We start from the raw sequence: 20,853 nt of genomic DNA, 5'->3' as shown, positions 1-20,853 counted from the left end.
TAAAGGAAGGCTTTAATCATGAAACGACAAAACATACGAAACATTATTCTACTGTTCTCACTGGTGCTGTTTCCGGTAACAATCAATTATCTATCCCCATACCTGATCGTTTCAGGCAGCTTTCAAGGCATAGCCTCAGGGAGCTTTCTGCTTTTTGCAGGTTTGTTCCTGATGTCACTTTTCCTTGGAAGGGCTTTCTGCGGCTGGCTTTGTCCTGCGGGCAGCCTGCAGGATTGCTGCTCCAAAATAAATTCCAGGCAGGTGAGCCGCAAGCACAATATTATAAAGTACATAATATGGATACCGTGGATAATATCAATAGCTGCAGGGTTTATTACCGCAGGAGGCATAAAGAGGCTAAGTCCTGCCTACCTCACTGATTATGGCATTTCTGTAAACAGTGTATACGGTTACTTTGTATATCTGCCTGTGGTGATATTTGTCATAGCCATTTCTCTCAGACTTGGAAGGCGGGCACACTGTCATACGGTTTGCTGGATTGCGCCATTTGTCATAGCAGGCAGCAGGATAAAGAATAAGCTGAAATATCCCTCGCTTCACCTGGAGGGCAGCAGCCATGAGTGCATTGGCTGCAAAGCCTGCGACAAAAGCTGCCCCATGGGTCTGAACGTAAGCCATATGGTGAGCAGCGGGAATATGAATGACGACGAGTGCATACTGTGCGGAAGCTGCAGCGACATCTGCGGCAAAAAGGCCATTTATTTTGGTTTTGGACACAGTAAGGATAAAAATGGGTAAACTGTACCCGTTGTCAAGGGCACAGTTTACCCATTTTTATCTATTTGCGAGATTAAAACATTGTAGTAGTCAAAAATTATTGTTTATTAAATAATTAATTAATGATTGGGAGGAATTCAAGTTATCATGTAGAATTATTCCATATTATGTAATTATTTTATAATAGAGAAAGGAATATGCAAATGAGTGTTAGTGTTTTATTCAAAGATGTTTATTTGATTGACTATACCACCAAAAGTATTATTAGAAAGCCCATTACAGATGAATTTAATGATTATGTAACTAAGCTAGTCACTGAGATAAGCGGTAATGTGAATCTTCAGTACTTTAAAGTTAGAGATGTTTCAACACAGGTAATTAGTTTGGTCTTAAGTTCAACGAATATTTTAATTTCCAATGACAATATGGAAGATGTGGCTGCGAATATAAAATCTATTGCAAAAAGATTATTGGATAAAGAAGTTAGTAAACAAGAACAAATTGAACAAATGGGTAGGAACATAAAAAAAGGTAGTTTGCTTCAAGCGATAATAAGAAGTGAAGATGAAGAAACTCATGATTTTGAATATTTGTACATGATGACAAAAGTCGAGCACAATGCATATATTGATGAAGAAAGTTATAATCTTAAAAGAGGTTTTCAAGTTGAAAAGGTTAGTCTTTGGAAATCATGTTTGATTCATGTTTTAGTCGATGAAAATAATAACGTTCATATTGGTGATATTAAAGTGTTTTTAGATAATCCTGCTACATATTGGCATGATGATTTTTTAGAATTTGACCCGATAAGAAAAGATGAACAAAATACTAAAACTTTATTCAGGTCTGTTGAAAATGTATTACGGAAAAAGGTATTTAAAGAAAGTAACCATGATTACTTCATGTTAAGAAATAACTTGATTGGATATATGAGAAGAACGCCCCAAATGGATTATGAGACAATGGTTGATACTGTTTTTCGCGATTATCCATGTCAGGAAATTTCTGATACAACAAAAAACTCAATGATAACGGTGTTAGAGAAGTTACCTGATGCAAATAAATTTGATAGACGATTTAACTGTGTTAATACTGCAATAGGTGCGAGAATAATAAAGAAAACTTTCTCGCTAACAGATGATATTGATTTAATCATTAAGAACGCCATTATTAATACTAGTAATATTATTACGGCTGGAGATGAAAGTGGTAAGAAATATGTTAAGATATATACTAATGATGAAGAGGCATACAAAACCTTTAAGCCTGTAAACAGGCATAGAACTTAATGTAAGAGATATATTTTTTAAGGGAGGGGGTGAATATTTATGAGTATATTAGATGAATTAATCAAAATATTTACGCCTAATCATTATGATATTTATGATAGTATAGCCCAAACAACCGTCCAAATATTAACTAATTATAACGGCTTGGAAATTAGTCAAATTTATAAGTGCTTATATAAGTTTCCAAGTAAGGATAGAATAGATGTACGAATAAGATTTACTGTTGACGAAGTTATTACAATATCAAATGAAGCAGCAACTGAAGAACCAGATATAAGAAAGAGTATAGAAGATTTACACGAGACATTTCTTTATGAAGTAATTGAAATATCTATAACTATACAGAAAACAAATAAGAATTATTGTTCAATATATTGTATAAATAAGTTTAATGAATGGTTGTTGTCAAAAAGCCATAAAGAAGTAATGCAAATCTTCAGTGGAATGTTTAAGTCAGGCGAAGAAAATATAAGATTCATTTGTTATGATTTTGACGGTTTATTAGCAACTAATACAATAAGCTTTTCAAAACCTGATAGCGAAACGGCTTATTATAATGATGTAAACCGTCACGATATTATTTCTAATAGCCGAAGAATTTGTAACTTCTATAACCACAGTCAATACGATATTATCCCTGACGATTTTAATGTAGTTGTTTCAAGCAATGTTAATTCTAATATTTTAAGGCTATTTAGGGATATAAAGATATTTCTATCTTTAATCTATATATCTGATATAGCAGATTTTGATGGCGATAATATTAATATCACTATAAAGGGCTATAAAACGATTGATTATAAAATTCCATTAAGCACATATACTTTTAAAGAAAATCAAAATGTATTATATGAAACGTATAAGTGGCTTTATAATGGAGGAAATGTTCATGACAAGTCTCAATTAGCCAGAAATATTATGACTCTTCATTGCAAATATTCAAGTATTCTAGAATTGGACGAGAAAACCTTTGCATCAATAAACGCAAACTATGGGCTTTATCTTAAGGAAAATGTAAATAATTATCTTAATGTAAAGAAGGATATAACTGCATTTGTGCAGTCTAATATTCAAGAAGTTACAAAAGCGATTAGTAGCTTCAGTAGTGATTTTAAAAAGAACTTCTTTGCTTTCTTTTCTTATTTTGTAACACTTATGGTATCCAGTAGTTTTGCCAAGTTGAGACTAAAAGATATTTTTACGCCTGAGATTACTACAATAACGTCGTGCATTTTGGCTGGTTCTATAATATATTGGTTAATTTCTTTATATGAGATTATTTCAAAATATCGAATGATGAATAAAAGTACTGATAGCTTGAAAGATAGCTATAATGACATTTTAGACACTATTGAAGTACAAACGATCATTGAGAAAGATAAGTCTCTCAAGCCAAATAAAGATAGGTTTAGGAATAATCTTATTTTAATTTCGTTTTTTTGGTTGGGTATGGTAGTAGCTTTATTTTTAGCTTTAGATTCTATTAGCGGTAGTAATCCTTTACTCTTCAAATTTAATATATTTAATTGATTTGTGAGAGGCTCTGATAACAGAGATCTTTTTTTATGATATCTGAAATAAAGATGTAGGTTAAATAATTATATAATTTTATAGAAAATTATGAATAATATTTGGATGGATATAAGAAATGTATGCCGAATAGATTTAAGTAAAAACTTGGAGGATAACTATGAGTAATGATGCTATGACAGAGTTAAAAGAAATAATAAGAGAAGATATTATAGACAAAGTAACCCGAATGATGGAACAACAAGAAACTAGTTTTAACTTAATAGATAGAAATTTCCAAGAACAATTCTCACTAACAAAAAAAGATATGATTGTGAGAATTTTAGATGGTAATCCTTTACGACTTCTATCTCAGATAGTACCATATATTAAAGAAAAAGCTTACCATGAAGAAGTATCGTTAAATATAGATTCACAGGATTTTAGAGAAAAATTCGAATTTCCTTTTACCGAGTGCATACAAATAGAGGATTTTTCTGCAATATCAAAAATAAGTTCTCCAGAAATAACTGTTTTTCATGAAGAAGGGATAGATGTAACACACAATCTGGATATTGTCATAAAAATTGATAGAATAAATTATTTAAGTGGTGAGATATATTTTAAAGGTAAAGTAAGTTTAACAAGAGAAGTTGATGATTTTATCTTGTTTGATGATTTTTTAGACAAATTTATCGAGTTTACTGCATATGGGCTTTTGAAAAATGAAAATGTGCCTTCATGGATAGAGTACCTTATCGAAGGATGTATAAACGTAGAATATAAAAATAAAAAAATGGCTTTATTCAATTTCTTTGCTGCTTTTGATAATTTTATTGAGTTATTAAATAAAACGGTATTTGATTACTATGTTGAAAATTACAGTTATAATATTGATTTATTTAAAAACAGTATTTTAGAAGATATGGATGGAGATGTAAGCGAGGCAGAGGGGTATCTGAAAGATAAAATTAAGCTTTTTGGTAGAGATACAAGAAAAATCATTGATGAGAAACTAAGGGATGCACTAAAAGAAATGGGGATTAAGGGTAATAATCCTAAATTTGAAAAAATGTTTACGTTCATTTCAAAAATAAAAGACATAGAAAAAATTAGAAATACAATTGGTCATGGATCAAAGGTTGAAATTGATATTGATATAGGTAATTGTCTTTATTATATCTTAACAGTAATATTTTCGATTCTATTCTATGAGGACATAGAAGCAAATGAATGGAGCAACATTATTAATTGAAGATTGAACTAAACAGATACATAGATAATTTAATAGACATCAAGACAAAGGGTCTGTGTCAAGACTTTTGTGCTTTTCCCGTCCATAAACCACAAATTTAGACCCTCTACGGACTCTGTATACTCATTCGAATTTATGCAGATGAAAGGGGTGGGGGTATAATGCTCCACAAAGTCAAGACACGAAATAAGAATTTGCAAGTTAATCTCCTTTGTGTTTTTATTTAGGCAACAGTAATAGTATTGCATGTATATATTTGATATAGACATAGTCCACCAAATGACGTATATGGCCTATAGGTGTTGTATTCCGGGATATACGAGATTGCGAGAAATTTCAGCCGATTTTTAATACGAGGAAAAACCAGTGTAAAAACTGAATTTATCCTGCTTTGTTTAGGCTATAACATAAATAAATTATATTGAAAAATTCAAAATAATAGATGTGGCAAAGAACTTCATGAAGTAAAAACAGCTTAGAAATAACAATCAAAATTTGCTTATTTAAGTGTACGTAAAAACTGCTATAAGATTAAAAATCAATAGAATCGACAAATTTTTAATAATTATTTATTGATAATGGAAAGGGAATTCCGATTACTACTTTTTAGTAGTTTTGCGACACTCCATATTTTTAACTTTACAACGGGGTACCGGGGTAGTAAAATTAATTACAGCGAACGGAGGTTCATTATGCCTTACCTGAAAGAGGAAGTTAAAGAAAAGATACTTGCTTCGGCTGTAATAAAATTTAGGGAACAGGGCTATTCCGGTGCTTCAATGAGGCAGATTGCGTCCAGTGCGGGCGTATCCCTTGGAAATGTATACAGGTATTTTGAGAACAAGGACGCATTATTCAATGCAATTGTTGGACCGGTATACGAAAGCTATATTGCATTCATACACCATATAGACAATCTCATCGCAGATGAGGAAAATAACATGGAAGCAGGTGCCGCTGCTGCTTCCGACATAGCGGAAATCAGCAAGATACAGGAAAAGCTTTTGGAAATCTGTGAGGAGCATTACACGGAATTATTGATAATCATGGATAAAAGTGCAGGCACCAGGTACGAAAACGCCAAGCAGGCATTAATACTGCTGTTGGATAAAATACTTAAAAAAAAGTTTCTGCCATATATGAAAAACAAGGACTCCCAGGCGCTTAAGGAGGATGTGACGTACATTTTTTCCTCTTCCTTCATTGAAAGCATCTGCATCATATTGAGAAAATATGAGGCGGGGTCTCAGATCAGGCTTTTGATAGACAGATTTATAACTTTGTTCTTCGACGGTCTGGAAAAGCGCCTTTAGCCATTTTGGCTTTTTTTTACCTCGATAATGAACGACCGTTCACTGGCTTGTACATTTATTTTCATATGAAAATAAGGGGAATCTGCGGCCTTATAATGAACGTGTGTTCACTTGAAATGCTTCCACGCCGTAGAGCATAGCAGGAAGGAGAGTGAAAAGAAAGGATTACAAGTTTTTTACCGTATACACAGTATTTTATTATGACAAGGAGTGATAGCGTGAAAGATACATGTGGTAAGTCAAAGTGGATTTCACGCGGCGAAAGCCACTGCGTGTCTTTCATTACTATTTGTGTACGCGCTATGCGCGTAGATCGGAGATGAGATGAAAAATATAATTAAATTCAAGTGGGCTGTAATTGCCCTATGGATAATAGCTGCAATATGCCTGACCATTTTTATGCCCAATCTGAACTACATAATAAACGACAGGGGAAATGCGACCATAGCCAAAAGCTATCCTTCCCAGGCGGCTCAGGAAATGCTGGATGGAATGTCGGAGACAAAAGGCGAGTCGGGTATATTTGTGTTTTACCATAAAGATAAACTGTCGGAAGCCAATATGAAAAATATAGAAGGCGTTTTGCGCAAGCTTAAGGATAACCGGGAGGAACTGGGAATCACGGGAGTATTGGACGTTTTTGAGGCTCCCGGCGCCAGTAGCCGGATGATTTCCAAGGACGGAACAACAATGCTTGCCCAGTTTACCTATGAGAAAAACGGCAGGGATATACAGGAGATTGCGGATGCTCTGGAGGCACAGCTTACAGCTTGCGAGACAGAGCATTATATAACGGGCGGTGCCTTTATTGCAAATGATTTTCTCAAGGTCACCAATGAGGGAGTGGAAAAGAGTGCTGCCATTACTGTGGCATTTATACTGATAGTACTTATTATCATGTTCAGGTCGGTGCTGACACCACTCATATCCCTTTTTACCGTAGGCATAGCATACCTGGTATCAATGGGAATAGTAGGACAGATGATAGAGAAGCTGGGGTTTCCTGTAACCAGCCTTACTCAGATGTTTATCATACTTATCCTGTTCGGAATAGGAACAGACTACAACATACTGCTGTATAACCGTTTCAAGGAAGAACTGCTGAAGCACCGGAACATAGACGATGCTATTGCAGCAACCTACAAAACTGCCGGAAAGACAGTTGTGTACAGCTCCATAACTGTTTTCTTCGCCTTTTTGTCGCTTAGCTTTGTCAAGTTTGGAGTTTACCGTTCAAGCGTTGCCGTGGCAGTGGGTATTGTAGTATTGGTTGCACTGCTTTTAACCCTTACACCTGCATTGTTCAAGCTGCTGGGCGGCCGGCTGTTCTGGCCTTCCAAAGGAAATGGCGGTCACAAGCCCAGCAGGGTATGGGAAGCAGCCTCCGGTTTTTCCATGAAGAAGCCCTATATTGCCATGCTGGCAATACTGCTCTTAGTAGTTCCCATGCTTATTGCAGGCTCTTATAAGCTATCCTTTGACAATCTCAAGGACATGGGAGGGGATTCACCTTCCGTGGCAGGTTTCGACACCGTAGCCCGGCATTTCAGCAAAGGCACTACCATGCCTGCTGCAGTGGTAATAAAGAATAAGGAACCCATGGATACAAGTGAAAGCCTGGCAATAATTGATACAATAACCAATAAAATTAAGAAAATAGAGAGTGTTTCGGCAGTCCAGGGCCCCACTCAGCCTTTGGGAGATGAAATAGCCGACTATTATACCGGAACCCAGATCGGAAAGGTAGTTGGAGGGCTTGAACAGGCGGATGACGGAATAGGCAGGATTGGTGAAGGGCTTTCAACTATTCAGGAAAAGCTTACCCCGCCGGACTTATCCCAGGTCTCAAAGCTGGTGGACGGAACCTCTGAAATTCAGGGGGGCATGAAGAGCCTTACAGACGGTATCAACCAGATAAGGACAGGAATAGAAAAAGGTGCTGCGGGGGCTGGCACAATAGCAGAAAAAATTACTGAAGTAAAGACGGGACTGGAAACAATTGAAGCCGGTTTAAATGCGCTGACAGGTGAATTTACCGAGTTTGAAGGAGGTTTCAACACTTTCGGCGCAAAATATTCTGAGGTGGAAAGCAGCCTTGAAATGCTGGTGCAGTTGTCGGAAGGCATCAATCAGGCTTTAGGTCAGGCTTCCGGCAGTGAGCCTGCCCTAAAGGGCGTCAGGGAGCAGGTTGTACAGTTGAATTCGGGACTTAAGCAAATCACAGAGGGGTTTAAGCTCTTAAATGCCGAATACGCAAAAGCAGTACTCCAAACCGGAGGTGGCCTGAAACAACTGGATGAGGGTCTCAAACAAACAATAGCAGGACTTGAACAGCTTTCGCAGGGACAGAGAGGACTGGCAGAGGGGTTGAAGCAAACCGGTGCCGGACAGGGGGCGATTGCGGAGAACATGCAAAAAATGACCAGCGGCCTGGGAGAAATTACAAACGGACAAAAGCAGATGACAGCAGGTCTGTCCACACTGGGAAGTTCCTTCGAACAACTTAAAAACGGATTGGGAGACAGCGGCGATGGACTGAGCCGGATTTCAGAGGGCATAGACAAATCCAATGAATTTTTGTCCCGGCTAGCTTCAGACAAAACTGTAAATATTCCCAGGGAGGCTTTTGAAAACAGTGATTTCCAAAAAGCCCTGGACGCATATATGTCAAAGGATCGCAAGACCTTAAAACTGACAGTGATATTGGAAGACGATCCTTACTCTGATGAGGCCATAGCCTCTGTCCGGGAAATCAGCAGACAGCTTCCCGACATGCTCAAGGGAACAGCACTTTCCGGAGCGGAGTTTGCCACAGGCGGTGAGACGGCTGTGACAAATGATATTCAGGACGTGGCCGTGAGCGATATGAGACTTGCTCAGTTCATGGTCCTCACAGGAATTTTTATCGTTCTGGTATTTATAATAAAATCCTTCTGGATTCCGGTTTATATTATCGGTTCACTGGTATTGTCCTTCTATTCTGCAATATCCGTTACCAGCCTTTTTGCAAAAGCCTTCCTGAACACCGACCAGCTTGCATGGAACGTGCCGTTCTTCGGTTTTGTAATAATAGTGGCTCTCGGAGTGGATTACAGCATATTCCTCATGACCCGTTACAGGGAATATGGAGAACTGGGGCCGAAGGAAGCAATTATTAAGGCCTCTGCCAATGTAGGAGGGGTGGTGCTGTCCGCCGCTCTGATTCTTGGAGGTACTTTTGCAACATTGGCTCCGTCAGGAATAAAGACACTGGTTGAAATGGCGGTATGCGTGTGCGTGGGAGTATTCCTGCTGAGTGTAATACTCTTGCCTCTTGTAATCCCCTCATTTATCTCCATAGAGGATAAACTGGTGAGGAAATATTCAAGATACTTCAAAACAATGTAGTACAAGGCAGTATTGCTGCATATAAAGCTTCTGCACGGAGAAAAGGCCAGCAAAATGGTGACTGCCATTTTACAGGCCTTTTCTTGGCTGGCGGGAATAAATCCGGCCTGGAATGGAAAACACGAAATGTATAAATAAAGTAGGACTTAAGCATAATAAATCCAAAAAAGGTTGTAAACTTATGTGAAATATTGAGGAATTTAAAGATTTTGGCTTTATGACACCTGTAATCAAGAATATTTTTCATTTTTATTGATTTTTTGAAGTATTTTTTGTATAATCACGCTTGTATTTATTGACCGGCTGCAGTTCAAGCCGGCGAAAATATTTTGATGCAGTTTTTAATTACTTGGTTATATTGCTGCGGCGCAGCGGAATGGAGGTTAATATGGGAAAGGCTTTAATTATTGGCGCAGGCGGCGTTGCAAGTGTTGTAATCCATAAGTGCTGCCAGAACCCGGACATATTTGAAGAGATATGTATAGCAAGCAGGACTGTTGAAAAATGTGAGGCCATAAAAGCCAAGCTGGATGGAGGAAAAACCAGAATCCAGACTGCCCAGGTTGACGCTGACAATACGGAAATGCTGATTGAGCTTATAAATAAATTCAAGCCTGATATTGTTATAAATGTTGCACTGCCTTATCAGGACCTTACAATAATGGATGCGTGTCTTGCCACAGGAGTGCATTACCTGGATACTGCCAATTATGAACCTCCTGAAATACCAAAGTTTGAATATAAATGGCAGTGGGCATACAGGGAAAGATTTGAAAAGGCTGGAATCATGGCATTGCTGGGCAGCGGTTTTGATCCCGGAGTAACAAGTGTTTTCTGCGCATATGCTCAGAAACATTATTTTGATGAGATACACTATATTGACATAGTTGATGCAAATGCGGGGGACCACGGCTATCCCTTTGCCACAAACTTCAATCCTGAAATCAATATCCGTGAGATTACAGCCCCCGGAAGCTATTGGGAAAACGGCGGGTGGGTTGAAACCGAGCCGCTGGAACTGAAAAAAGTATATGATCTGCCTGAAATAGGCCAAAAGGATATCTACCTGCTTCACCATGAGGAAATAGAATCACTGGCTGTAAATATAAAGGGTATAAAAAGAATCAGATTCTGGATGACCTTCTCTGAAAAGTATCTTACTCATTTAAGAGTTCTGGAGAATGTGGGCATGACCTCTATCGAGCCTATCGAATTTGAAGGCAAGAAAATCATACCCCTTCAGTTCCTTAAGGCGGTTTTGCCGGACCCGGCGTCACTGGGCCCCAGAACCAAGGGCAAGACCAACATTGGCTGCATCATACAGGGTGTAAAGGATGGAAAACCGAGAACCTACTATGTATACAATGTTTGTGTTCACGAGGAATGCTATGCGGAGGTGGGTTCCCAGGCCATTTCCTACACTACGGGAGTACCGGCCATGATCGGTGCCATGATGATGCTGAAGGGACTGTGGATGAAGCCCGGAGTATTTAACGTGGAGGAATTTGATCCCGATCCGTTTATGGAGGCTCTCAACAAATACGGACTCCCCTGGAAGGAAGATTTTTCCCCAACACTGCTGGATTAATAAGTAAATTGTCTGCATGTCTTACCCGGCTCACGGTAGGTTCGTGTTTTATTCAAATATATTATGTGAGCCGGAGAGGCCGGTGATACTTGTGGATATAGACATAAGCAAATTGCCTACACCCTGTTATCTTGTTGATGAGAGACTGCTGGTGAGAAATCTTGAGATACTTGATTCTGTTCAAAAGAGGACAGACTGCAAGATACTTCTGGCGCAAAAGGGCTTTTCCATGCACGCTGTTTACCCCCTCATCGGAAAATATCTCAAGGGGGTTACCTCCAGCTCGCTTTTTGAGGCCAGGCTGGGTTATGAAAAGATGGGAAAGGAAGTTCATGTATATGCTCCTGCGTATATTGAGGAGGAGTTTGAGGAACTGCTCAAATATTCCGACCATATAGTTTTTAACTCCTTTGCGCAGTGGAACAGGTATAAGTCCAGGGTAAAAAGCCATCCCGGCAAGAAGATAGAATGCGGAATCCGCATAAACCCGGAGTATTCAGAGCAGGAACATGCCATATATGACCCGTGCTCCAACTACTCCAGGCTGGGAGTCACCCGCAGCAATTTCAAGCCGGAGGAGCTGGACGGCATAGACGGACTTCACTTTCATACCATGTGTGAGCAAAATTCCGACACCCTTGAGCGCACTGCCAGGGTGGCAGACGAAAAATTTGGTGAATTCATAAAGAAGATGAAGTGGCTGAATTTCGGCGGCGGACATCATATTACAAGGCAGGACTACGATATAGAGACACTTGTCCGTACAATCAGCTATTTTCAGGATAAGTACGGGATTGAGGTTTATCTTGAACCGGGAGAGGCTGTGGCACTTAATACCGGGTATCTTGTTGCAGGTGTGCTTGATATTGTGGAAAATGGAATGAATATCGCCATTCTGGACACGTCGGCGGCATGCCATATGCCTGATGTGATGGAAATGCCTTATAGGCCCGATATAGTAGGGGCAGGCAGGCCTTCGGAGAACAGGTATACTTACAGGCTGGGAGGGCATACCTGCCTGGCGGGGGATATAATTGGAGACTATTCCTTCCAGAAGCCGCTTGTTCCGGGTGACAGGCTGATATTCTGCGATATGGCCCACTATACAATGGTGAAAAACAACACCTTTAACGGTGTCAATCTTCCGTCCATTGCTCTATATAATGAAAAAGAGGGTATAAAAGTTATAAAGAAGTTCCATTATAGCGACTTTGAGACGAGATTATCGTAAATATTGTTCATAATTCCATAGTAAATTTTGTATAAACCTAACAAACAAGTTAGGTTTTTTTATGTCACAAAATTATATGAAGAGGTAAGTTTTATAAATTAATTTGATGGTCCTTTGATGCTATTATTAGTACATAAATATTAAAGGAGGTCATGAATAAATGAAAAAAGCTATTAGTAAGGCCCTGGCTGCCGGTTTGGCAATTGCCATGACATTGTCCATTGCAGCCTGCGGTTCTGCAAAACCATCAGACTCTTCATCCTCAACAGGTGCGGCTCCGTCATCAACAGCCGCAGATTCATCAGCGCCAGCCGGTGAACCTGTAAAACTCACACTTTGGCATATACAGACTACAGAACCTATGCCAACAATCATCAAGGACAGTATGGACCGTTTCACAAAGGACAATCCAAATTACACTGTTGAAGTTTCACCAATGCAGAATGATGCTTTCAAAACGAAAATTGCAATTGCTGCAAGTTCCGATCAGATGCCTGACATATTCCCGCACTGGTCAGGCGGACCAATGAATACATATATTGATTCACAGAAAATAGCTGATTTGACAACCTACATGGGCGAGAACAACTACAAGGACCGTTTCTTGCCGGCGGCTGTAAATCAGGCTACCTACAAGGATAAAATATGGGCAGTACCTGTAGAAAACATAGCTGTAGCAATGTTCTTCTACAATAAGGATCTGTTTGCCAAGTTCAACCTGCAGGTTCCAAAGACAATAACAGAACTTGAAGCAGTTTGCGACACCTTGAAAAAGAACGGTATAATTCCTTTCTCACTGGCAAACAAGACCCAGTGGACCGGTTCAATGTACTATATGTACCTGGTTGACCGTTTCGGCGGAGCTGAAGCTTTCAACGCGGCAGCACAGCGTACAGGTTCCTTTGAAAATGAAGCATTTACCCAGGCTGGAAACAAGATTCAGGAATGGGTTAAGAAAGACTACTTCAACAAGGGCTTCAACGGACTTGATGAAGATTCTGGACAATCACGTACACTCCTGTATTCCGAAAAAGCTGCTATGACCCTGATGGGCTCATGGTTCCTCTCAACAGCAGCAGGTGAGAACAAAGAATTTACCGAGAAGAAGATCGGTTCCTTCGCATTCCCGGCTGCTGACGGCGGAAAGGGTGATCCAAACTCAGTTGTTGGTACAGTAGGAGATAACTTCTATTCAGTTGCTGCAAACAGCAAGGATGTTGCAGGAGCCTTCAAAGCCATTACTTACCTTATAGACGACACAGCCGTTCAAAAGCGTGTTGAAGCCGGCAGAGTTCCTCCTGTAAAGGGTGTAAAGGTTAGTGATCCATTGCTCCAGGATGTATTGAATGCAGTTGAAAAAGCTCCTTCAGTTCAGTTGTGGTACGACCAGTACCTGCCTGCTGATGTTGCTCAGGTGCACAAAGATACCTCACAAGCTATATTCGGTCTTGCCAAGACTCCTGAAGATGTAAACAAGGAAATGGAAGCTGCAGCAAAGAAAGCTTTCGGTAAGTAATAAATATCAGTAATTCCTTAATATAATTTATAATTGATTGGGTATCACAAAGCTGATACCCATCAATTATATTTGTACACAAATTTTAGTTCCCATAAAATAACCGGTCTGAATTAAGCATACTATTCAGAGGGGGAGGAGAAACAATGCAAAATACCAAATCACTACTAAGCTACAGAAAACGCAGCACTGCAATTGCAGCAACTGTATTCCTTATTCCGGTATTCTTCTTTATTTTGGTTTTTATACTGTATCCCATATTTAATTCCTTTTGGTTAAGTCTTCATGATTGGAACGGTATTAGTTCCAATAAGGCATTTTCTGGCTTGGATAACTGGAAAACACTTGTGACCGATGTTGTTTTTTACAAGTCTTTTCTTAATAATATACTGATCGTTATTCTGTCTATAGCTATACAGCTTCCAATAGCAATGGCACTGGCATTCCTGCTGGATAGCGGAGGAAAGAAACTGAATTTCCTCAAGATGGTTTATTTCCTTCCCATGCTCATGTCTTCCGTTGCCGTAGGCTTCCTTTTCAAATATACCTATGATCCCCAGTTCGGTCTTATCAGTGCTGTTTCAACCATGCTGGGCGGAGAGGGCATGGTTGATCTGCTGGGCAATCCCAAGATTGCCATATATGCCGTAATTATGGTTATATGCTGGCAGTTTATACCGTTCTACATGGTTTATTTCCTGGCTGCCTTAAGTTCACTGCCGGTGGAAATATATGAAGCTTCAGTAATTGATGGCGCCACCCACGGACAGTATTTCTGGAGAGTTGCACTGCCCTGTATGAAGGGTTCGATCAAGAGTGCGGCCGTACTGTCACTGGTGGGTTCATTAAAGTATTTTGATCTGATATATGTTATGACACAGGGAGGACCTAACGGTGCTACCGAGCTTATGGCTACATATATGTACAAAAATGCCTTCCAGACAATGAAAATGGGCTATGGTTCAACAGTTGCATCAGGAATGTTTATCGTAATTACTTTAATTTCATTGTTAACCTTAAGGGCTTTAAACGGAAAAGAGGAGGCGTAGAGGATGACTAGGAAAAAAATATCAATAGGAAAAACATTTGTAGCAATACTGGCCCTGGCGTGGCTGGTCATAGCAGGAGCTCCATTTTACTTCATGGTGGCCTCAGCCTTTAAGGAGCAGTTTGAGATTTTGACAACCGGTGTTTTTGCGCTGCCTAAAGGAATATACTTTGACAATTTTGCAGGTGTAATAAAGAGCCAGTTCTACAAGTATTTGATGAACAGCACCTTTGTAGTTGCCGTTTCACTGGTACTTATATTAGTAACCGCACTTTGCGCGGCATATCCTTTTTCAAGGTTCAGGTTCAAGTTCAACAAGCCCTTGTTCGGACTTGTGGTAGCTGCAATGGCAGTTCCCATACATGTGACGCTTATACCGGTGTTCCAGCTTACTCAGAAGATACACCTGTACGACACCATTTTTGCACTCATAGGCCCATATACAGCCTTTAATCTCCCCATATCGGTATTCATACTCACCAGCTTCATGGCGGAAATTCCAAAGGAGCTTGAGGAATCTGCGGAAATAGACGGCTGTGGAAAATACAGAACCTTTTTCCACATTATTGCACCCTTGTCAAAGCCGGGTTTGGCCACACTTGCCATATATAATGCGGTAAACATGTGGAATGAATTCAGCTTTGCCCTTGTATTGACACAATCGGCCAAGAGCAGGACCCTCCCGTTGTCAATATGGGAGTTCCAGGGTCAGTATAATTCAAATATTCCAATGATTATGGCCGTGCTGACCTTGTGTGCGCTGCCCATGATAGTGGCTTTTGCAATAGGACAGGATAAGCTGATAAAAGGTATGATGGCAGGAGCTGTAAAGGGATAGACCCAGAAAACTTTTAGGTTGTTACACGAGGAGAAATGTGATATATATAAATTAAGAATACAAATCTGATGTTTTCAGGTATCTTGAGAATGGTTGTCATGCAGAGGAGGTTAACGTGAGAAAGCTGCTTCTGGTTCTTATTGCACTTATAATAGTTTTGCCTCTGCAGGGATGTTTCTACGACGGGCAAATGGGCATGACGGTACAGAAAACTCAGAAGAAGCAGTTGACCTTGTACAGCATACAGGGGGATTCTGCGGTAAATGAGGTTATAGCCGATTCGGTAAACAGGTTTGAAAAAAGCAACAGCGGGTTTGAAGTGGTACACGAACTTATTCCCAACGACCTGTATAAAAACAGACTTTCCGTATGCGTGGCAACAAATCAGATGCCTGATGTCTTCCCCACCTGGTCGGGAAGTATATTGAAGGAATATGTCAGCATCGGCGGAGTAGTAAACCTTTCAAATTATATGAAGAAGGATTACAGCTCCCGATTCAATAAAAAAGCACTTGAGATGGTAACTTTTGACAATGGAATATGGGGTGTTCCGGTGGAAAACATGTGTATTGCCATGATTTTCTATAATAAGAATATCTACAAGAGTCTGAATCTCTCGGAACCCAAAACCTTTGACCAGCTCAAAAAAAATATCGAGGTACTGAAAGAACATGGATATACACCGTTCGCCCTTGCCAACAGAACGGCCTGGACAGGTTCCATGTTCTATATGTATTTCGTTGACAGGCTGGGCGGCCCTTCCGTTTTTGACAATGCTGCCAACCGGAAAAATAACGGTTCCTTTGACAATGAAGTATTTATAAAAGCGGGAGAAATGGTACAGCAGCTTGTTGACATGGGTGCCTTTCCCCAGGGGTTCAACTGGAAGAACGAGGATTCCGGGGATGCCCGCAATCTGCTGTACAATGAATCTGCAGCCATGATTTTGACAGGCAGTTGGTTCATGAGCAATGTCATGTTTGAGTTCCCGGAGTTTTATGACAATGTAGGAGTATTTCCTTTCCCTGCCATTGAGGGAGGAAAGGGTGATCCAAACAATACCATCGGTACAATGGGGGATAATTTCTATTCGGTTGCAAGTTCCTGCGGATATATCGACCAGGCCTTTGAGCTGGTGCAATATCTCATTGATGATACTGCGGTCCAGAAACGTATAAATGCCGGAAAGATTCCTCCTGTCAATGACGTGGTCATAAAGGACCCGCTGACCAATGAGATATTGGATGCTATTAAAAAGACCCCCAATGTCCAGTTCTGGTATGACCAGTATCTCCCTCCAAAGCTTTCGGAGGCTCACTTGACGGTTACAAGACAAATATTTGGGGGAGAAGACCCGGAACATGCAGCCAGAACCATGGAAGAGATTACACGACAGTACTATAATCAATAAAGGGTGAGATTATGAAGAACTGGCTATTTCAGTTTGCCAAACATAAATTCCGAAGCATTCCATTCAGATCAAAGCTTACCTATTATCTTGTAATAACCATTTGTCTGACCGTATTGATTGTAGTCAGCTTTTCATATACCGTCACCAGCCGTTCCATAAAGCAGCAGGCCAAGGATATGACAATGCTGCAACTGCAGCAGAACACGTCAAACCTTGAGGACTATCTTCAGAACATTGAAAGTACTCCTGACAGCATCGTCACAGACAGAAGCCTTCAGGAATACCTGTCCAAGCCTGATGAGGACAATTTGGATTTTTCTGCTACAGTAGACGATGTATACCGGTCCATGTCAAATATCATCGGTTCAAAGAGGGACATACTATACGTATTTCTCTATAAGGCAATGGATAATAACGTACTGTACCTTGGGCCTACAAAGGCCGGGCAGGATTCAGACTTCTCAAACGTGGCAGGTTACCTCTCAAAGAGAGATATTTCCGGAAGCCCTATAAGAGTGGGCTTCAGGCAGGACCCCATTATAAGAAAAAAATATACCCTTACAATATACCAGCCCATATTTGATATATACAGGATAAAGAGACCCATAGGAATGCTGGGAATATCGGTGGCAGAAGATGTTGTTGCAAGGTTTTACTCAAACAGTAAAAGGGAATTGCCGCTGGAAACCTTTATAATGAACGGGCAGGGCATGATTGTGTCCCATACCGACAAAACCAGGATATCCACGGATGCGCAACTGAAAGAGATATTGGATAAGCATGACGGTTCTGCCGAAATAGGCGGAAAGCTGGTAGTTTATAAATATATGAAGGACTGGGACTGGTATGTTGTGGGCACCCTTCCCATAAGTTATCTGCTGAGGGATAATAATGTCATGCTGCTGGCAATTCTGGTGATAGTCATAATCACAATCATACTGGCCTCCTTTATTTCCATGATAATAAGCAGGCATTTGCTGAGGCCCTTTAACGATCTGATATACAGGATGTCCATGGTGTCAAAGGGCGATCTGACCACCCGCATAAACCTGTCGGAGCACGGCTATGATTTTGAACAGGTTTCAAAAGGTTTTAACCTGATGGTGGAGCAGATTAATGTGCTGATGAAGAAGATATATGATGAGCAGAGACAATTGAAGGAAATTGAATTTAAGGCGCTCCAGTCCCAGATAAATCCGCATTTCCTTTACAACACCCTGGAATCCATCCACTGGCAGGCCCTGTTATACGGACATCATGAGATATCCACCATGGTTAAGGCGCTGGCGGGTTTTTACAGGATAAGCCTGAGCAGGGGAGAAGCAATCATTCCAATGAAAAGTGAATCCCAGCATGTGGAAAACTACCTGACAATACAGGAAATGCGATACAAGGATAACATGGAGAGCTATATTGATATTCCTGAAGAATTTTTGGAGGTAATGATACCCAAGATGACACTCCAGCCCCTGGTGGAAAATTCAATATATCACGGGCTGAGGGTAAAGCAGTCAAAGGGCTTTATAAAGATAACAGCCATACGTGACGGGGATGACCTCATAGTAAAAGTCATAGATAACGGAGTGGGAATGGTTCCCGACCAGATTCAGAGCTTGAACCGCACTCTTGAGGATAATGACTCGGGCGTGGGCTATGGCGTAAGAAATGTTCACAGAAGGATAAAGCTTTTTTACGGGAATCCCTATGGCCTGTTCTATGAAAGCAATGAGTACGGCGGCGTTACGGTAAATGTCAGGCTTCATTTGAATCAGGCGGAAAACAATATGTGATTTTTGGTTGTTTCTCTATGACATGGAAATCAGACCTGAAGAAAAAGGTGGTGAAATATATTGTACAAAGTTTTGATAGTAGACGACGAGGTAATAATCCGCAATGGCTTGTATAATATGATACCGTGGAAGACTCTTGAAATCGGGGAGGTCAGAACCGCTTCCTGCGCCCAGGAAGCCCTTGAGCTTGCCCGGGAAACCAAACCTGACATTGTTCTGACGGACATATGCATGCCTGAAATGGACGGCCTGGAGATGACACGGCTGATGCTGGAATTTCTGCCGAAGCTGAAGGTGCTTGTACTCACCGGATATGATGATTTCAAGTATGCCCAGAAAAGCTGTTCCCTGGGAGTCAAGGAATTCATACTGAAGCCTGTAGATGAGGTCAGTCTGATAAACAGTGTGAAGCTGCAGGTGGAGAACATAAAAAGCGAGCTTCAGTCTTCTCTTAAGTGCAATATTCTCAACAGGAAAAGAGTGCTTGAAAATCAGAGGGCCTTTGAAAAATCACTTATGCAGTTAACTGAGAAAATGTCTGATTCAGACGATATGGAGATAGAAGAACTCAACCTGGAGGAGAACTGCCAGTATCAGGTCTGCCAGATATCTCCCGTTTTGTCCGGGGACAGCGTATGGCTGCAGCACAAAAACCTTTTGCTCATATCCATAAAGACCATTCTTATTAACATGATTGACTCAAACAACTCAGGCTGGACCTTTCAAAACAGGGAAGGGAACATTGTTGTTATTTTCTATATAAAAAATAATGGTGAAAGCGCAGAGGAACAGATTGCAAAGCTGCAGGAAATTGTCAACGTGGAGTATGATGTCGACCTGGATATAGGCATTGGTCCGGTGGTATCCAATATTTCAAAGATAAAGTCCTCCTACAGCAAGGCAGGTGAGGGGTCAAGCCAGAATAAGCCGGTGCTGCCCAACGCAGCCGACGATGGAGCAAATCCGGAAATCCTGAGGCAGAAGGACAAGCTGCCCTATTACAAGGATAAGATACTGGAGAGCTTTCCGGATACCGAGACGGTAAAAATGTATCTGAAGCTGTATATCGATGAGGTGAAGAACTCGGGAAGCAAGAAGGTGGATGCCGAGCAGAAGTTTTATGAGCTGGCTTCAGCCTTTTACTGGCAGTATTTAAAAACAACCGGGTATCCGGCTGACGGACGGCTGGAAACTTTAATAACCACACTTCAGAGCAACGACCTTGAAAATTGCTGTGTTTTTACTGAAATGTTTATTGCAAAGCTTATGTATACCAATAAAAAGCAGATGCATGAGATTGTGGAAGCCGCTACAAAATACATCAACGAGCGTCTTACAGAAGATCTTACGGTATTTACCCTGGCTGAGCAATTCCATGTTGCCCGGAATTATTTCTCCAGGCTTTTCAAAAAAGAGATGGGGGAAGGCTGCAACGAATATATTACCAGGCTGCGCATTGAAAAAGCCAAGCAGCTTTTAGGCGCGTCAAGGCTTAAAACCTACGAGATAGCCGAAAAAATAGGTTATCACGATACCAACTATTTTTCTCTGGCCTTTAAAAAGAATACGGGGCTCTCCCCTAAGGAGTTCAGGGAAAAGCTCAACAACCCGGAATAGACACCAACCGGCGGATATTATATGCAGGCTCGCATTAAATGCGTGCCTGTATTTTTTTGCCCTGATAAGCAGGAGGGTGGACTGCTTGAAATAACAAATCTCCATGTTATATACGCATATGTTAAAAGTTTACATATTATTCACAAATTGTTTACAAATACAGTCAATGGTGATAACATTTAAATGTTATAAAATGTAAATAAAGGAAATAAAAATTGGTTTCATGGCTTTGCCGGGAAACAGGATATAGACAATGCAAAAAGCTGTGGAAGCATGTCGGCAGCTTGCAGAAAACTGCCTATGCAAATAAATGTGAAGGGAGA

General features: G+C 40.5%; 14 protein-coding genes and 1 pseudogene. All 15 read left to right on the top strand.

What is annotated here, in order from left to right; genetic code table 11:
• Positions 1 to 18 precede the first annotated feature (18 nt).
• The 15 genes and pseudogenes from CLHUN_RS08455 (at position 19) to CLHUN_RS08385 (ending at position 20,530) form a co-directional block, all read left to right on the top strand.
• Complete coding sequence (locus tag CLHUN_RS08455) at positions 19 to 759, top strand: 4Fe-4S binding protein (protein ID WP_080064150.1); 741 nt, start codon at positions 19 to 21, stop codon at positions 757 to 759.
• 182 nt (positions 760 to 941) lie between these two features.
• Positions 942 to 2,027, top strand: coding sequence for a nucleoid-associated protein (locus tag CLHUN_RS08450; protein ID WP_133051099.1), 1,086 nt, complete (start codon positions 942 to 944; stop codon positions 2,025 to 2,027).
• A gap of 39 nt (positions 2,028 to 2,066) precedes the next feature.
• Positions 2,067 to 3,557: a hypothetical protein gene (locus CLHUN_RS08445; protein ID WP_080064148.1), complete on the top strand. Its 1,491-nt coding sequence runs from the start codon at positions 2,067 to 2,069 to the stop codon at positions 3,555 to 3,557.
• Between the two features lie 160 nt (positions 3,558 to 3,717).
• Entirely contained in the window at positions 3,718 to 4,791 is a 1,074-nt protein-coding gene (locus CLHUN_RS08440) for a hypothetical protein (protein ID WP_080064147.1), read from the top strand.
• 332 nt (positions 4,792 to 5,123) lie between these two features.
• Positions 5,124 to 5,216: pseudogene (locus tag CLHUN_RS08435) on the top strand (transposase); the annotation flags it as partial.
• Positions 5,217 to 5,483: 267 nt separating this feature from the next.
• A complete protein-coding gene (locus tag CLHUN_RS08430; protein ID WP_165755708.1) occupies positions 5,484 to 6,104 on the top strand; it encodes a TetR/AcrR family transcriptional regulator in 621 nt (206 codons plus the stop codon).
• A gap of 324 nt (positions 6,105 to 6,428) precedes the next feature.
• Positions 6,429 to 9,491 carry an MMPL family transporter gene (locus tag CLHUN_RS08425; RefSeq protein WP_080064145.1) on the top strand — a complete coding sequence of 1,021 codons (3,063 nt, stop codon included), beginning with the start codon at positions 6,429 to 6,431 and terminating at the stop codon, positions 9,489 to 9,491.
• A gap of 388 nt (positions 9,492 to 9,879) precedes the next feature.
• The gene (locus CLHUN_RS08420) at positions 9,880 to 11,079 is read left to right on the top strand and encodes a saccharopine dehydrogenase family protein (RefSeq protein WP_080064144.1); all 1,200 of its coding nucleotides are present in this window, start codon (positions 9,880 to 9,882) and stop codon (positions 11,077 to 11,079) included.
• 91 nt (positions 11,080 to 11,170) lie between these two features.
• A complete protein-coding gene (gene nspC, locus CLHUN_RS08415; protein WP_165755711.1) occupies positions 11,171 to 12,310 on the top strand; it encodes a carboxynorspermidine decarboxylase in 1,140 nt (379 codons plus the stop codon).
• A gap of 160 nt (positions 12,311 to 12,470) precedes the next feature.
• Positions 12,471 to 13,826, top strand: a complete 1,356-nt coding sequence (locus tag CLHUN_RS08410; RefSeq protein ID WP_080064142.1) for an extracellular solute-binding protein — start codon at positions 12,471 to 12,473, stop codon at positions 13,824 to 13,826.
• A gap of 146 nt (positions 13,827 to 13,972) precedes the next feature.
• A complete protein-coding gene (locus CLHUN_RS08405; RefSeq protein ID WP_080064141.1) occupies positions 13,973 to 14,875 on the top strand; it encodes a carbohydrate ABC transporter permease in 903 nt (300 codons plus the stop codon).
• 3 nt (positions 14,876 to 14,878) lie between these two features.
• Positions 14,879 to 15,712: a carbohydrate ABC transporter permease gene (locus tag CLHUN_RS08400; protein WP_080064140.1), complete on the top strand. Its 834-nt coding sequence runs from the start codon at positions 14,879 to 14,881 to the stop codon at positions 15,710 to 15,712.
• Between the two features lie 115 nt (positions 15,713 to 15,827).
• Positions 15,828 to 17,123 carry an extracellular solute-binding protein gene (locus CLHUN_RS08395; RefSeq protein WP_080064139.1) on the top strand — a complete coding sequence of 432 codons (1,296 nt, stop codon included), beginning with the start codon at positions 15,828 to 15,830 and terminating at the stop codon, positions 17,121 to 17,123.
• 11 nt (positions 17,124 to 17,134) lie between these two features.
• Positions 17,135 to 18,913 (top strand): sensor histidine kinase, encoded by a 1,779-nt coding sequence (locus CLHUN_RS08390; RefSeq protein WP_080064138.1) that lies wholly within the window; start codon positions 17,135 to 17,137, stop codon positions 18,911 to 18,913.
• Between the two features lie 60 nt (positions 18,914 to 18,973).
• Entirely contained in the window at positions 18,974 to 20,530 is a 1,557-nt protein-coding gene (locus CLHUN_RS08385) for a response regulator transcription factor (RefSeq protein ID WP_080064137.1), read from the top strand.
• The last annotated feature ends 323 nt before the right edge of the window (positions 20,531 to 20,853 follow it).

It is taken from the genome of Ruminiclostridium hungatei, assembly GCF_002051585.1.
GTDB classification, from domain to species: domain Bacteria; phylum Bacillota; class Clostridia; order Acetivibrionales; family DSM-1351; genus Ruminiclostridium; species Ruminiclostridium hungatei.
This window is presented reverse-complemented; position numbering and strand designations above follow the sequence as displayed.